Source organism: Acetobacter pomorum, assembly GCF_002738225.1.
GTDB classification, from domain to species: Bacteria; Pseudomonadota; Alphaproteobacteria; order Acetobacterales; family Acetobacteraceae; genus Acetobacter; species Acetobacter pomorum.
The window spans coordinates 1-15,393 of record NZ_PEBQ01000118.1; the positions used below are offsets into that span (position 1 = coordinate 1).

12 protein-coding genes, 1 pseudogene and 1 CRISPR repeat array are annotated in these 15,393 nt (G+C 49.3%); of the genes and pseudogenes, 8 read left to right on the forward strand and 5 right to left on the reverse strand.

The features are described 5' to 3' along the window. Positions 1-170: 170 nt before the first annotated feature. Positions 171-509: a hypothetical protein gene (locus tag CSR02_RS08745; protein ID WP_143225570.1), complete on the forward strand. Its 339-nt coding sequence runs from the start codon at positions 171-173 to the stop codon at positions 507-509. Between the two features lie 49 nt (positions 510-558). Here the strand turns inward: CSR02_RS08745 and CSR02_RS08750 are convergent, their stop codons facing one another. From CSR02_RS08750 to CSR02_RS08770, 5 genes are all read right to left on the reverse strand, one after another. Further along, a complete protein-coding gene (locus CSR02_RS08750) occupies positions 559-1,227 on the reverse strand; it encodes a hypothetical protein (protein ID WP_099541343.1) in 669 nt (222 codons plus the stop codon). Then, positions 1,224-2,120: a nucleotidyl transferase AbiEii/AbiGii toxin family protein gene (locus CSR02_RS08755; protein WP_099541344.1), complete on the reverse strand. Its 897-nt coding sequence runs from the start codon at positions 2,118-2,120 to the stop codon at positions 1,224-1,226. Before CSR02_RS08755 ends, CSR02_RS08750 begins: the two co-directional genes overlap by 4 nt. A gap of 327 nt (positions 2,121-2,447) precedes the next feature. After that, positions 2,448-3,290, reverse strand: a complete 843-nt coding sequence (locus CSR02_RS08760; RefSeq protein ID WP_099541346.1) for a hypothetical protein — start codon at positions 3,288-3,290, stop codon at positions 2,448-2,450. 294 nt (positions 3,291-3,584) lie between these two features. After that, on the reverse strand, positions 3,585-3,791 hold the full coding sequence (locus tag CSR02_RS08765; RefSeq protein WP_099541347.1) for a hypothetical protein: 207 nt from the start codon (positions 3,789-3,791) through the stop codon (positions 3,585-3,587). Between the two features lie 36 nt (positions 3,792-3,827). Continuing rightward, a complete protein-coding gene (locus CSR02_RS08770; protein WP_099541349.1) occupies positions 3,828-4,733 on the reverse strand; it encodes a hypothetical protein in 906 nt (301 codons plus the stop codon). Positions 4,734-5,187: 454 nt separating this feature from the next. Here CSR02_RS08770 and CSR02_RS17015 point away from each other — a divergent pair. The 7 genes and pseudogenes from CSR02_RS17015 to csy3 all read left to right on the forward strand — a co-directional run. Further along, positions 5,188-5,274 (forward strand): annotated as a pseudogene (locus CSR02_RS17015) (DNA methyltransferase); the annotation flags it as partial. Positions 5,275-5,340: 66 nt separating this feature from the next. Continuing rightward, positions 5,341-6,402, forward strand: coding sequence for a hypothetical protein (locus CSR02_RS08775; protein WP_244176896.1), 1,062 nt, complete (start codon positions 5,341-5,343; stop codon positions 6,400-6,402). Then, positions 6,403-7,451: direct repeats of the CRISPR family, unit length 28 nt; unit sequence TTTCTAAACCGCCTATGCGGCGGTGATG. A gap of 196 nt (positions 7,452-7,647) precedes the next feature. After that, positions 7,648-8,628 carry a type I-F CRISPR-associated endonuclease Cas1f gene (gene cas1f / locus CSR02_RS08780; RefSeq protein WP_099541377.1) on the forward strand — a complete coding sequence of 327 codons (981 nt, stop codon included), beginning with the start codon at positions 7,648-7,650 and terminating at the stop codon, positions 8,626-8,628. Next, positions 8,625-12,014, forward strand: coding sequence for a type I-F CRISPR-associated helicase Cas3f (gene cas3f, locus CSR02_RS08785; protein WP_099541352.1), 3,390 nt, complete (start codon positions 8,625-8,627; stop codon positions 12,012-12,014). Before cas1f ends, cas3f begins: the two co-directional genes overlap by 4 nt. 19 nt (positions 12,015-12,033) lie before the next feature. Beyond that, positions 12,034-13,323 carry a type I-F CRISPR-associated protein Csy1 gene (gene csy1 / locus CSR02_RS08790; protein ID WP_099541353.1) on the forward strand — a complete coding sequence of 430 codons (1,290 nt, stop codon included), beginning with the start codon at positions 12,034-12,036 and terminating at the stop codon, positions 13,321-13,323. After that, entirely contained in the window at positions 13,320-14,285 is a 966-nt protein-coding gene (gene csy2 / locus CSR02_RS08795) for a type I-F CRISPR-associated protein Csy2 (RefSeq protein ID WP_099541355.1), read from the forward strand. The genes csy1 and csy2 overlap by 4 nt, the downstream gene beginning before the upstream one ends. 51 nt (positions 14,286-14,336) lie before the next feature. Beyond that, positions 14,337-15,386, forward strand: coding sequence for a type I-F CRISPR-associated protein Csy3 (gene csy3, locus CSR02_RS08800; RefSeq protein WP_208616822.1), 1,050 nt, complete (start codon positions 14,337-14,339; stop codon positions 15,384-15,386). Positions 15,387-15,393 lie beyond the last annotated feature (7 nt).

The window sequence follows — 15,393 nt, forward strand, 5'->3', positions numbered from 1 at the left end:
AAGCATTAACTTAATACGGAAAGTCGGTTCAGTAAAGAGCGGAACCGCTTTCCTCCCCGGCCTGAACGCCGAGGTTTCCAGCGGAGTTTAGGATGAACACAAGATTGATCTGAGAGATATCCACTGTACGCTTGATTTTCTTGTTACTGAGTCAGGAGATCCCGTATTCCTTGAGGGCGGCCCCGCGCATCTCCGCCAACCCGATATCGGCGCTCATCCGTGCAACTTCGGAATGGTGCCACCCTGCGGCGTTGCTCTGGGTGAAGGCGTTATCGCTTATGAAGCTCCAGACACTTCAGTACTACCGTTGGCCCCCATCTTACCCCCGCGCGAATGGCTATTCAGACAGCGACCTTCAGCCTTCGGCTTGCGCTGTCCAAATCACCCAGACGCAGAAGCTCAATGGTCGGAATACCGCAGCCATATATGGTGTGACGATTGCCAGAAAGACATCCGGGTGGATGATCCTACTTTTCGGACGCACCCCAATGCAGATCTTTCCGCCATAAATATATTTACGGGTGAAACCAGATAGCCCATCTCTATAATGGTTAAAAGTTAAGGGGATGAGGAGTAAGGGAGGTCAGGCTCATAATGTGCCGTGATTTGCTGTTCCATGTCCACATCTAGTGTTTCGCACGCTACTTGAAGATCAGTCCAGTCAGATGCGTTCAGGCATTCCCAGTCAATATCATCAGGGTCTAGCCCACATCCTTCCCAACCCTCTCTTTTGATCATATCCACCAAGGCCCACGCTGGCCGAAGCACGGGCATGGAACCTCTTTCCTTAACTTCGTGGAGACCATCGGAGATTTTTTTTCTCCATTCGGCAGGCAAGGGAATAACATTGAAATGATCGGTTTTGTAATAAGGTTGGCGTTGATGTACGCCAATGTCTGGTTTTTGCTGGATCTGAGTAGCCCATCCAGCTAGTCGCAATGGTTCAACTCCAATACATACCGCACTAGGCATTGCCATTATCGCACCGCGGCTCCAATCTACACGTGGGTAAAGCATCGTGTTTGCGTAGACATCGCTGTGTCCGCCTAAGGCGGATATCAGCCCTCTTTTCTTCCACGAATGAAGATATTGCGAAGCTTGTCTGGTGTCCCAACCAAAACGAACCGTTGTGTCCGCGCCACGAAATAACTCCGGCAGTGTGCGCAACCTTTCAATGGCTGATACATTTTTACGTCTTTTATTGGTTGGGGAAGATGTGGTTGTCATGGTTCGTATCCGGTATCTGGATATGCCTCATGCTCTTGCCCAAGCTCATGTCGTCTTTCAAGAGCAATTTTTTGCATGATTTCCATACCTTCTTCCAAGGCTAATTTGCTCTCGACGATCATGTCGCCCACTGTCTGTTCATTCAAAGGCCAATAATGGGGAAGCCAACGTTTTAGGTCTTTATGAATGGCCGAAGCATCAGTATGCATATTGTCAAATCGTTCACGAGCGTTTTCGAGCCATTCTTCGGGGTCCGCTTCGGGATAAATTTCTAATCTATTTTGCAGGTTCTCTTGTGTTAGATCCGCGGCACACCCCTGACGCCTGATCCAATAGAGATCAAAGATATCTCTGGCCTTGAGATGAGTTCTGGCGGCAACGGCAAAAACCTTATCTGCATAGATTTCTTCAAGTCCTGAGGAAACAACCTGAGCACTCATCCCTGCGGCAGGGCCATTTACAATTCTAACAGGTGCTACAAAAGCGTTGATTTCCTGTAAGGCGCGGGTAGGGGTTCTCCACATCTCCACTTTCACATGGACTGAACCCATCACGTCAGAACGCCCAAGATTCACTACGAACGAGAGAGGATTTTTATTGGTTCTGATTTTGCTGATTTTCAATTCAAGATCAGGCGGGAAAGCGCTGGATACAATAAGTCTTGATTTCACGGAATTGGCGATGGAATTAAGGTTTAGGTTTTCATCTACCATAAAGTCGAGATCTTCGCTGAATCTCGGAGACCCATGTGCCAGGTGAAGGCTCGTACCGCCTTGGAAAATGAGGTCTTTAGGTTTCCAGCGACGTGATGTGGTCAAGGCTTCCAGTGTAGCGACATGGAGGGTTTGTCGATAGTTAAATGCATCATTCGCGCTCATTACGCTTTTAGCCATACCACTTTCCCTCCGACATCAAAAGCGCAAAGTTTATTATGTTTTTAACCAATAAGTTTTGCGACCAAGACCTTCTTCTAGAATTAAAAACGCAAAGTTTATTATGAAATAATATAATAAACTTTGCGGAGGCAAACCCAGAACGCTGTGATTAACATCTTGTAAGCGTCAGATTTTAGAGCATTAATCCAGAAGTTTACCCAAAATCGCACTCTTGGTTATCTTGGCAAAAAATACAGAAAGGAGATGCAAACCACAAACCCATCAGCGAATATCTAGGCATGATGAAGACAAGAGTGGAACATCTTCTTCAGGACGAATGCTCTTTTAGGGGGCAGGACAAGTTATCTCAGCATCGGGCGACCGCGCGATTTCATAGTCTGAATTGGCTTCCCCCACGATCTTAGGGTAACCATCTGCAACGTTCTCAGGGATTCTTACCCCCTTACAACCCCGTACGATAATTCCCCCTCCTATCTCTGCATTTGATGGGATTTCCTTGATCCCTGTGGATCCTGATATGTCAAGATGTCTGCCTAGACGAAGATTGGCCGGCAATTCTTCTACCTTCGGGCAATTTCGCATAATAAGGCTACTCTTGAGGTTAAGCTCATCTGGAATTTTGCGTAATTCCGTGCAACCCGATATGTTCATATATTCCTCCACATAAAGATGCGGGGGCAGAACCTGCAAAGAAGTGCAGTTGCAGGCCTCGAAATTCTTTCTGGCGACCATTTTCTCAGGAAGGTTCTTCAGAGAAGGGCAATCGATGAGCGCCAGCCATGCGACATCCACTGAAGATGGAAGTCGCGAGAATTTCGCGCAATCATAAATAGTTAAAGAGTATGATGGTGATACCCCATCCGGGATTCTCTCGAAGGACGGACAGTGTGACACCGAGATAACTTTGCCTACAGAAATATCGGCAGGAAGAGTTACGATAGAATTGCAGTATTCTAACATGAATCTTCTTCCGACTGACAATCCGTTTGGGATCTCACGGAGGGCGGGCATGCCTGTCAGCAGAACGTCACGTTCTACAGCCCAGTTTTCCGGTAGTTCGGCAATTTGGCCGGCACCAGGGACATCAGTGAAATCAACGTCGCCTGTAGCTTTGAATGCAGTAGGGAAATCTTTCCTTAATTCTTCGACGCTCAGATAGCGTTTCATCGCTTCTTTGCCTTTCCTGCCATATTCCTAAGTTCTTCCTATTGCCAGACTGCAGGCCGCAATTAACGAACGTACGGCCAAAAATAAGGCAAAAGTGAAGGATGTATTATTGATGCTGAGAGTTAACACACACACTAGCAAAGGACTAACTGATATCCCAATCCTCAAAAATCGGGGTGATGATCAGTCTTACGGATGCCAAAAGGCCGCAGGGGTGGGAACATCTGGTTATCGAAGCCTAAGGGAGGGGGATCTCGAAGGATCCCATTTTCTATAACTCCACAAGGTCAGGTTTTAAGGGGAAGGGCAGGACTCTTCCAGGATATCCGCGATCTCATCAGAGAGATCAGGACGGCATCTTGATATATCCCTTCCGAGTTCCTCTCGGTCGTTTTCTGGTACATCCAGCAAGACCCTCTCAACGTCAGATGCCCTCAACTTGTCAATGCTGTCAGCCGCAAGTAGAAGAGATCCCTTCCATTTGTCTGGAAAATCCGACATTTGAATACCTTCCTTACTTTGGGTTGCATATTGGCCTTAGCCGCAAGATGGTTTGGCCGTATTTTCCGCGGCAGGAGGGATCACCTCATATTCTGCAGGGAAGCAAATTTGATCAGGATGGTTGTCTATTACCTCCTGAGGTATCCGAATACCATCGCAGTGTAGCAATGAAATCGTATTGTCCACCTTCAAATCGCTAGGCAGTTCGTTGAGCTTGGTGCATCCATTCAGGTTTAATTTGCCCCCGACTGACATCCCGGATGGCAAGGTTTCCAAAGAGACACATCTGGATAAGTCGCAATAACCATCGATTTTGAGGTTATTAGGAAGTCTTGATAAACTTCTGCAGTCCTGGGCTTCCAAGCGTCTTAAGTAGCTGAGAGTGTCTGGAAGGCTCTTTAAGCTCCTACAGCCTTCGATATTGAGACCGCCGCTGAATTCAAGATCGTTGGGAAGTTCACGAAGGCTTACGCAATCAAATAAGTAAAGATCGCCACCAATTTTTGAGCCCGGCCCTATTTTATTCAAGACATAGCATTGGGTCGCAAAAAGATCGCCTTTAATGTCCATGGTCGGTAGTTCGCTTAGAGCAGAGCATAAAGCCACAGACAAAGATTTAAATTTGGTGTTTGATGGGATTTTGGTAAGTCCCGTGCAACCTTGTAGATGCACGTTTCCACCTACTTTGGCATTTTCAGGATATTCGCGAAGGCCTGTGCATCCGTCCAATATAATGTCGCCTTTTACACGAAGACCCGATCCCATTTTCTGGATCCCAACGCAATCTTTCATCACGAGGGCACCTGAAACGCGCATATTTTCCGGCGTTTCTGTGAGCAGATAGCTTTTTGATAAATCCAAACGCCCTTTATGCTCCATCCCAGCTACAAGATCCTCATTGAGGACAAATTGTCTTTCGGAGCCTTCGGCAAGCCTGGTCATATCCAATACCTTTCTTATGCCTCAATACCTTTAAATCTTGTTCAAAGGCGGTGTTAGGCGCAAATTATAACGATGCCAAAGTGATGTGATCCTCGCATCGCCCTGATCTAGCTTTCATTAACTAAGGCTTATGCATATGACAAAGCTTAGAAAGACATGCGGCGATAAGCCTTGCATCCATTATTTTCGCTCAATAGCCTTATTAAAGTATCTTTGTAATTTATGTCGTGCTGCGAGTACTGATACTCATGATCAATGTAGAAGCACGGTTACGTGCTGAGCACCTTATCGCAGATATTGAGGGCCAGTATCAAAGTGTAACCGAGGTCAATAGGGATCTTAATCGGCTTCTCGTCAGCTTTCAGGCGAATAAAAAAAGCCAATCTACCGGTGGTTCAAGTACAAGGAAGGTTTTTCGAAACCTTTTCTAGATTATGTCTTTGAACATTCGAATATAAAAACCGGAGGTGTAGTGCTTGATCCATTTGCAGGGTCGGGATCGACATGTTTTGCTGCAAATGAGCGAGGCATATACTCTATCGGTGTAGAACTTCTCCCCGTGGGATGCCACTTTATTAGACTCCGGGAGTTGCTGCACAGAGTTGGCATGAATACAGTTCAAGAATGGTTGCATGATATTTACGATAAGAAGCCATGGCAGATCCCTACTGAAATAAATAAAACATTCTCTCATTTAAATATTACAAGAGGGGCTTTTCCGCTTAATTCAGAAAAGGAACTAATGAACTATCTATTTTGGAGTGATAGCCTACCTCATGACATGCGAGTATTCTGCAAATTTATTGCGTTTAGTATATTGGAAGATATTAGCTACACAAGGAAGGACGGACAATTTTTAAGGTGGGACTATCGTGCCCAAAAAGGATCACGGAAAAGTAGTTTTTCTAAGGGGAATATACCGACTTTTTCTGATGCACTTCTGGATAAATGCAGAATAATTGAAAGTGATTTGTCTTGCCTTGCCCATAACCAAATACTGACATCGATTGATAGCAGACATAACAAAATAAAGTCTCCGCTTACCCTATATGAAGGAAGTAATTTTTTTCATCTGAATAATATTAGAAAAAGATCAATAGATCTGGTAGTTACCTCACCTCCGTATTGCAATAGATACGATTACACAAGAACATATGCCCTTGAACTTGCCTACCTTAACCTCACCGACATGCAAATTAAGGAGATGAGGCAGTCCCTTTTATCGTGCACTGTCGAGAATAGACCCAAAGATTTTCAGAATATCATTGATCCTATGAGTTTAGAAAAAATCAGAAAACTGGTTAGTGAGAGTAAAGCACTAACAGCTATTCTGAACTTCTTGAGGGCAGAAAAGGAGGAACACCGCCTCAATAACAATGCGGTTATAGGGATGATTGAATGCTATTTCTTTGAAATGGCAGTTCATATTTATCAATTAGCATTAGTTATGAAGCGCCACGGAAAAGTTTATATGGTAAATGACAACGTCCGTTACAATGGAATTACTATTCCAGTGGATTGCATCCTCTCAAGCATGGCCGAAAAACTTGGCTTCAAGTGTCTCAAGATTTGGGTTCTACCTGTAGGAAAAGGCAATAGCTCTCAACAGATGAAGGCTCATGGCCGCTCAGAAACTCGAAAGTGCGTCTACTTATGGGAAAGGCAATAATTACTAAACCGCCTATGCGGCGGTGATGCCCATGCGGGTGGTTCTGGTGAGTTTTCAGGCTTTCTAAACCGCCTATGCGGCGGTGATGATGAACGAGATAGGAGGCTCGGACGCAGGTGATTTCTAAACCGCCTATGCGGCGGTGATGGCGGGCAGCATAGAAATGCTGCTGTGTAGCACTTTCTAAACCGCCTATGCGGCGGTGATGTCACGCTGGATTTTCTCTTGATGCTCTCGCTCTTTCTAAACCGCCTATGCGGCGGTGATGGCGTTACTTCTTGTTCTTTTGTCGCGTCTGGCTTTCTAAACCGCCTATGCGGCGGTGATGTGCGCTGCAACAGATTTTGGCGGCGCTGCTCCTTTCTAAACCGCCTATGCGGCGGTGATGCCGGGGTGCCCCCGGACCCCGGCCCCTGACGGTTTCTAAACCGCCTATGCGGCGGTGATGACGACGCCCCAAAACTTAGAAAAACAACTTTATTTCTAAACCGCCTATGCGGCGGTGATGCAACATTATTTGTGAAAATGTAATAATCGCTCTTTCTAAACCGCCTATGCGGCGGTGATGCCGCGAAGGCAGCGCGGCGCTCTGGCAAGAGCTTTCTAAACCGCCTATGCGGCGGTGATGTTTAACGAGCAGAACGTGCGCGTATATCGTAATTTCTAAACCGCCTATGCGGCGGTGATGTGAGCAGCAAGCGACTGCGTATCGTAAACACAGTTTCTAAACCGCCTATGCGGCGGTGATGTCAGATGAAATAAAAAAGATGCGGGAACACTGTTTCTAAACCGCCTATGCGGCGGTGATGCAGAGAGTTAGAACGACACCACCAGCCCGCGCTTTCTAAACCGCCTATGCGGCGGTGATGGAATCTATAACGGGAAAACCCCACGTGGGGAATTTCTAAACCGCCTATGCGGCGGTGATGCGGGGTCTGGGGGCACCCCAGCGCGCGCAAACTTTCTAAACCGCCTATGCGGCGGTGATGACTTCGGCGCGTGCCTGTTCTGGTGTCACTTCTTTCTAAACCGCCTATGCGGCGGTGATGCAGAACAATATTCACAATGTACGGCGGAAATCCGCCAAAAGATCCTCGAATAAACCTTTACCCCTTTTTTTGAGGCATTTTACAACCCTTTGGTTTATAAGAGATTTCTGGGTAGCGAAAAAAAAAGGTCTTATCAAGTGAAAAATTGCTAGAATTGAACTTTCACGTTAAGACCTTTTTTTTGGAAATATGGCTTATGGACGAAATTTCTCCTTCATCTCTCAAGACCATTATGTACTCCAAACGCGCCAACATCTATTATTTAGAATATTGTCGCTTACTCGTGAATGGAGGCCGCGTTGAGTATGTGACGGATGCGGGCAAGAAGAGACTTTACTGGAATGTACCGATTGCCAATACCACGACGTTACTCCTCGGCCCAGGAACCTCGATAACGCAGGCTGCTGTTCGAGAACTTGGAAAAGCAGGTGTAATGATCGGGTTTAGCGCCGGCGGAGGAACGCCTCTTTTTGCAGGTACGTCAGGAGTAGCTGATTTTTACTGGGTCTCTGCCCAAAGTGAATACCGTCCTACGGAGTACGTTCAGGCATGGATGTCTTTCTGGTTTGATGACGCGCGTCGCCTCCAAGCGGCGAAAGCATTCCAGATAATGCGCAGTGAAAAAATAGCCATGACATGGAGGTCGCCTCGCTTTCAAAAAAATGGCTTCAAGCCAGATTTCGAGGCCCTTGATTGCCTTCTGCGTGAAAGTCAAAGTGCAATACAGGGGGCGCCAGACACTCAGGCCTTGCTGACGGAGGAGGCGCGAATAACTAAAGCCCTTTTTCGTATGGCAGCATCTGCAGTCAGCTACGGGAAGTTTACCAGATCTCGCAATGGCGATGCGAGTGATCCGGCAAACAGATTTCTCGACCATGGAAATTATTTGGCCTACGGACTTGGCGCAACGTCTTTATGGGTTCTTGGCATACCACACGGCTTCGCCGTCCTGCATGGAAAGACAAGGCGAGGCGGACTGGTGTTCGATGTGGCAGACCTCGTAAAGGACGCTATGGTCATGCCTCAGGCATTCATCTCGGCCATGCGCGGAGATGATCAGACTGCATTCCGCGCAGCCTGTACAGATGTCCTGGTAGGGGGTAATGCTCTCGACTTCATGATCGATGTGATCAAGGATGTCTCCATGGATATGAAGGTTAAACATCAAGTTCCATGAACGTGCTTTTTATTTCTCAATGCGACAAGCGTGCACTATCCGAAACACGGCGCATCCTTGATCAGTTCGCCCAAAGGAAAGGGGCTCGAACGTGGCAGACACGGATCACCGAGCAGGGGTTGGAGACACTCCGCGATCTTCTTCGAAGGAAAGCAAGGCGCAATACTGCGGTAGCCTGTCATAATTTGACAGGACCCAGCGGCGCAGATGTTCTTTGGTTTGTGGGTGATCGCAGTCGCTTCGATGAGGCTGGAAATGTCCCGACGAACTCAACAGTCCGCGATATCCTTAGAGCGGATGATGAAACCACGTGGCGATCGAGGGGCATAGTCCTTCTTTTGGCGCAAATTGCTGCATTGTTTCATGATCTAGGAAAAGGGAGTGAGGAATTTCAGGAGAAATTGCGATCCCATATACCCAAGAGGAGCCCTTATCGTCATGAGTGGGTCTCTGTTCGCATGTTTTCTGCATTTGTCGGAGATGCCGACAATGACAGGATATGGCTCGAACGGCTTGCGGATTCACAGTCTCATGCGGGACGATGGACTGATCTAGACTTCTTCGTACGCGATGGTGTTGACAATGGAAGTGGACGATCCATGCCGTTTCATCACCTTCCACCGCTTGCAGCCGCTGTGGCATGGCTTGTGGTTTCACATCATAGATTACCTTTGGTTCCGGTAATGAAGGATGGGAAGCAGGAATGGCTGGGGAAGGAATCTCCTTCGTTTCCACTGGATCTCCTTACCAATCCACTTTCTGAAATTACAGCACAATGGAATAGTCAGTCCTACGATGACGATGACCCGGAGGACATACAAGCATGTTGGCGCATGGCTGGGAAGTTAGAAGCACAGCCGGTTCGCGATAAAAAATGGAGCGCATATGCAAGGCGCCTCGCTCTTAAAGCAATAGAGATGCTGGATCGTGATAGCTCATCTTTTGGAAGCGATGCGTCTCTGTCACAGGATCCTTATGTGCTGCATCTCGCACGGCTTAGTCTTATGCTGGCAGATCATCATCACTCCAGCCTGCCATCTACTGGAAAGGTAGCAAAGGCAACGGCATCAAAGGACATCCTGTTTGCAAATACAGACAGTAAGGGGAGGTTGAAAGAACCTCTCACAGATCATTTGATTGGTGTTGCACGCGCGGCAGGCCAAGTGGCTTACTCTTTACAGTCCGTCAAACAGTTACTACCGAGCATCAAGCGTCATCGCGCCCTCCTACGACGCTCCCCCCATGATCAGTTCCGATGGCAGGATGCGGCAGTGGACGAAGCGCGCGCTGTTCGTGACCGATCAGAAAAGGGCGGGGCGTTCATTGTCTCTATGGCTTCTACTGGCTGTGGCAAAACATTAGCCAACGGCAAAATTATGAATGCCCTTTCCAATGAGCATGACGGATTCAGGTTGACCTATGCCCTTGGCTTGAGATCCCTCACGTTGCAGACGGGTGAAGCTTATCGCAGAGATGTTGGCATTGCTTCGAATGATATTGCCATTCTCGTTGGTGGCTTAGCCAGTAGGACATTGTTCGAGCATTATGCTGATCAGGCAGCGGCCTCAGGATCTGAATCGATGCAATCCATCATGGATGAGGGTTATGTCGTGGAAGGAGGCGTTGAAGGGTCTCATCCGGTCACCAGGCGACTTGTAGGAGATAAGAAGGTCCAGAAACTTCTGGCGACCCCTGTGGTTGTCTGCACAGTTGATCATATAGCTCCTGCTACGGAATCCCTTCGTGGAGGTCGCCATATCGTTCCCAGCTTTCGATTGATGACGTCCGATATCGTGCTTGATGAATTGGATGATTACGATCTCAATGATATGCCCGCCCTGACGCGCATGGTGCACCTTGCAGGCCTTCTAGGAGCGCGAGTGCTCCTCTCATCGGCCACTCTTCCTCCAGCAATGGTCGAAGGCATGTATGAGGCATACCGAACCGGGAGGCAGTGTTACGACGAAAACCATGGGAGGTGCGGAGATGAATGGCCAGGAGTCACCTGCCTTTGGGTAGATGAGTTTTCTTGCACATCGGATACGCCTTCAGACGTAGCAACCTTCCGGGAAAAGCACAGGGAGTTTATCGCCGCCCGTGCGTCTGAGCTTGCGCAGCAACCAGCGCTACGGGTTGCTGAAACCGTGCCTGTGGCTACCCCGGAGGGGAGTGAACGCCATGATGTATTGGATGGTTATGCAAAGACCATCATGGCTTCTTGTTTCAAGATGCATGACCGACACGCAGGCGCCGATCCCATCACTGGAAGGCGGGTGAGTTTCGGCATTGTGCGTATGGCCAACATAGAACCAATTTTTGACGTGGCCCAGATCCTCTTTCGCGCGGAGGAAGTTCCGAGCATGCGCGTTCATATTTGCGTCTATCATTCGCGTTTCCCATTGGCTCATCGGGCCGCGATAGAAAACATGCTGGATCGGTCGTTCACTCGCAAGAGTCCAGACGCCGCCTTTTCCGAGCCGGAGATCCGTAGAGCAATTGATGCTGATCCTGACAAAGATCACGTATTTGTCGTGTTGGCCTCGCCAGTGTGCGAGGTCGGTCGCGACTGGGATGCTGATTGGGCTGTAGTGGAGCCATCATCTGTCCGTTCGATAATTCAATTGGCTGGTCGTATTCAGAGGCATCGTCGCCAGATCCCGGCTGATGCAAATATGGCGATCCTGGATATGCCGATAAGAGCGCTGCTCAAACCCTCTGAGGCTGCCTTTTGCCGTCCGGGCTTTGAAGGGAGAAGTGGTGATTTTCGTCTTGCGACCCATCATGCTTGCGATCTTCTGGAGAGTGGCTTTGTAAAGCATATCGATGCGCGACCAAGGATCGATCCTCCTCCTTGCTCTGAATGGCACACCACTACAAGCCTCGCGGATCTGGAGCAGGCCGCATTGGTACGCAATATGTTGCCGGATGAGGTGAAGCAGGCTGTATCACCGGGATCTCGTCGTCAGAGATTCCTGACTGCATCTGCATTCAGGCCTGCAAACTTCATGTCTTATCTCGTGTGGAAGTTTCCGCAGTCGCTTATGACCGGGATTCTTCCTCAGCAACAACCTTTTCGTGTTTCATCAGGGAAAGAGGTGACTCTCGTTCTGATGCCCGATGAAGAAGGGATTCCTCGCCTCTATCGAGAAGATGGAAAAATTGGTGAGCGGTTGTACGTGCTTGTGGAAAGGAGTCTTCGTCATGATGTGAACCTTGACACTCCTTATGCTTGGACTCCTACGAAAGAATATGGTCTTGACTACAAAGTTACCTCTGGCTTAGTCTCTCCTTCGAAAGCGGCGCTCATGTCAGTCCGTGTCCCTAATTCTGATTTTGGCTGGCGCTATCATCCTAATCTCGGCTTCGCCGTGTACAGGGGTGAATGAAAAAGGAAATGACTGTGAAATGAATGTGTCCTCGCAATCTGAGAGAACAGCGATATTCAGGAAGGCTATAGCGAACTTTATCAAAGAGCGACGAGAAACGAAAAAGGTGGCGGAGGGTGATCCACGCTATGAATATCAAACGTGGGTTGAGAAAGCGGCCGAGGATGCTCAGGCAATCCAGTTTGCAACCCACGTTGCTCGGATTACTCATTCGTCCTCACAGTGTGACAGCTTCTACGCTCCGCCTGACACGCTCCCACACTGTGACGTTGTGGCGCGAAACGCGATGGGTTCGTCTTTTCATGAGGATGCTTCCGCGCAAAATGCAGCGGCCCTTTATGTAATAGCCTTCCTCAATCTTCGTGTAGATGGGCAACGACTGCTGGATTACGTCCTATCGAATGATCCATCGCTGCGCGATGCGCTGGCGCCATCGTCAGCAAAGGGCGGCGAAATGATGGTGAAATTTGCGTCAGTTGTCTCGCCTTCCAAGGCACCTCGTGTCGATGCCCTGATGAAGCAGGTGTTTTGGCTCAACGGGGATGATCCGGTAGAGGACAAAGACTTCATCCTGCTTGCGCCATTAGCATGCAGCTCTCTGATGCATGAACTGTACATGTCCGTGCAATCAGCGAATTTTTCGGAGGAAAGCAAAGAGGCCAGAAAGGCTCGCCGGGAGGGCAAGCCGTCTGAACATCCCTGTATCTTTTATCGTGATGTCGTCGAATGGCATGTGGGCGGAGCCAATCCGCAGAACGTCTCTCCGCTCAATTCGTCCCGCCGAGGCGTCAGTTACTTGCTCTCGACATTGCCACCCAAATGGGTCGGGCGATCTGTCCCTGATTTGCGTGGACGTGATAGCGCCATTCCGACCTTTATCAGATCTCGGCGCGCCTATCATATCATCAAGGAACTGGCAGGCTTCCTCAAAACAAATCCTCCACCGACGATTGAGACGCGCAAGCAGCGCAGAGTCTTCGAAGATGATCTGTGTCAGGCCCTTGCTGAGTTCACTGAATCGGTTAGGACTTACGAAAAGTCAGGATGGACACTGACATCAGATTGTCGGCTACCGCTGGCGGAGAAGGCATGGCTTGATCCAGGCGCCTTCGATGATTCTTCTGGGACAGCGCCTCCCGACCGATGGGAAGATGATGTTAGTACGCGCATTGCGAATGCGCTGAACGCTGCCTTAGCTAAGTATGGTGTTATCGGTCTTGGCGATACAGAATTCGCCCATTGGTGTCGGATTTTGTTGCAAGAAAGTTCATGGCATGCCTCCAGTCTGACACAGGGAGGCATGGCATGAGCAAGGCTCCGTCATTTACTCATGGTTTGGTGCTGCCCCGCCTACGGGTGCAGAACGCTAACGCCATTTCCAGCCCTATGACACATGGCTTTCCGTCGATTACAGCATTCATGGGGTTCATGTGGGCGCTTGGGCGCAAATTGTGTCAGGCTGGTATAGAGGATGTGTTCTTCGAATCAGTTGGTGTGGTGTGCCACGATTTTCAGGAGTTGGTCGGAGGCGGGGGCTTCCGGAAGGTTTTCGGATTAACCCGGAATCCTCTCACCAAAAATGGCTCCACTGCACCGATCATTGAAGAAGGACGCATCCATCTCGATATCTCTCTCGTCTTTGGGGTCACATGTCAGCGTTGGCGCACGGGTAATACGGAGACGTTCAAAAAAGATCTAGAAACTATCCGGGATATCGTTGCCCAGATGCGTTGTGCCGGCGGTTCCATTATGGCGCCTCACGGCAGTCACGCGATCTCACCCATGCCTTGGATATTCGATGCGCCGGTCGATGAGGACGATCATGCTTATCAGCGGCTTCGATATCGGCTTATGCCGGGGTTTGCCCTGATCGACCGGCAGGATGTTCTGACGTCCCGTCTGGAACGTCTCCGTAATACTTCACCAGATGCCACTCTGATGGACGCTTGGCTTTCAGTGTGTCGTAGTGAATGGCAATGGGTGCCAGACAAACATGACGGCGATCCAGGAAAAGGCGAATGGAAGAGCGAGACATCGCCAGGTTGGCTGGTGCCCATCACAGTCGGTTATGCCGGTCTTGTTCCAGTTAGTCCTGCTGGAACAGTTGAGGGTGCAAGGCAGTCAGATGTTCCGTTCCTGTTTGCTGAAGCACTCTACTCCATAGGGGAGTGGATTGGTCCTCACAGACTTTCATCTCCCTCCAGTTTACTGTGGCATGTGGAGAACGACCCAGAAATAGGGCTCTACCGCTGCCGTAATAATGCGACTTAGAGACGCCGTCAATTTCCTCAATATTCTTTAATTGTAAAAGGATCATGACAGATGACCCAACTCTCACTGTCCACCGAGAAATCTATGCCAAAAAGCGCTATTGCCAACCCATCCGTCCTTGCATTCGAGCGTAAGATTGACCCGTCAGATGCGATCTTCACATCAGGCAACGGCGATCCGATTGTTCTTCGTGAAAAAGCGGTTCGTGGCACAATTTCCAACCGTATCAAGAAACAGAAAGACGCTGATCCAGCGAAATTGGACGCCGCGATTGAGTCTCCGAACCTCCAGACCGTTGATGTGGCGACCCTTCCAGTCGATGGTAAAGGGGCCGATACGCTTGTGGTCACTTTCACCTTGCGGGTGATTGGCAACGTAGGTGTCCCCTGCGCCTGCAATGAGCCGACCTACCGAGATCGCGTGCAGAGTGTCGTTGCTGATTACATCGCTCGCGATGGGTTTCGCACTCTGGGCCTGCGGTATGCCGAGAATATCGCTAATGCCCGTGCTCTTTGGCGTAATCGCCTGAGTGCTCAGGACATTGAGACAACAGTGCGTCTCCTCAAGGATGGTGAGGCTATCAAGACGTGGTCTTTCGATAGCTTCTCGTTGCGCCTCAATGAGTCGGGGGTGAGTGATAACAAGGATATCATTGACCTTGGTACCGTGATTGCCGATGCACTCGCCGGCAAAAGCCTCGCACTACTAGAGGTTGTTTCTAAAGCGCGGATGGCTCCTGGGTTGGAGGTTTTTCCCTCACAGGAACTCATCATGGATCGCACGCGCAACAGCAAGAGCCGAACCCTCTATGCTGTTGAAACGAAATCAGGGGCTGTTGCAGCGCTGCATTCTCAGAAGGTTGGCAACGCACTGCGGACGGTCGATACGTGGTATCCCGATAGCGATGGCATGCCGATTGCGGCGGAGATGTACGGATCAGTAACTACCATGAGCAAGGCTTTCCGTCAGCCTCGCCTGAAGCGTGATTTCTACAATCTGCTTGATGGGTGGATGCTCAAGGACAAAGTCCCTTCAGAAGGCGACCAGCATTTTGTCATGGCCTGCATCATTCGAGGCGGTGTTTTCGGTAGCGCGGACTAATGGGTCA

Bases quoted from the DNA above. Each gene is read 5' to 3' on its own strand.
- cas1f (WP_099541377.1), top strand. From the start codon at position 7,648: ATGGACGAAATTTCTCCTTCATCTCTCAAGACCATTATGTACTCCAAA.
- csy2 (WP_099541355.1), top strand. From the start codon at position 13,320: ATGAGCAAGGCTCCGTCATTTACTCATGGTTTGGTGCTGCCCCGCCTA.
- csy1 (WP_099541353.1), top strand. From the start codon at position 12,034: ATGAATGTGTCCTCGCAATCTGAGAGAACAGCGATATTCAGGAAGGCT.
- CSR02_RS08760 (WP_099541346.1), bottom strand. From the start codon at position 3,290: ATGAAACGCTATCTGAGCGTCGAAGAATTAAGGAAAGATTTCCCTACT.
- cas3f (WP_099541352.1), top strand. From the start codon at position 8,625: ATGAACGTGCTTTTTATTTCTCAATGCGACAAGCGTGCACTATCCGAA.
- CSR02_RS08750 (WP_099541343.1), bottom strand. From the start codon at position 1,227: ATGACAACCACATCTTCCCCAACCAATAAAAGACGTAAAAATGTATCA.
- csy3 (WP_208616822.1), top strand. From the start codon at position 14,337: ATGACCCAACTCTCACTGTCCACCGAGAAATCTATGCCAAAAAGCGCT.
- CSR02_RS08755 (WP_099541344.1), bottom strand. From the start codon at position 2,120: ATGGCTAAAAGCGTAATGAGCGCGAATGATGCATTTAACTATCGACAA.
- CSR02_RS08775 (WP_244176896.1), top strand. From the start codon at position 5,341: ATGAATACAGTTCAAGAATGGTTGCATGATATTTACGATAAGAAGCCA.
- CSR02_RS08765 (WP_099541347.1), bottom strand. From the start codon at position 3,791: ATGTCGGATTTTCCAGACAAATGGAAGGGATCTCTTCTACTTGCGGCT.
- CSR02_RS08770 (WP_099541349.1), bottom strand. From the start codon at position 4,733: ATGACCAGGCTTGCCGAAGGCTCCGAAAGACAATTTGTCCTCAATGAG.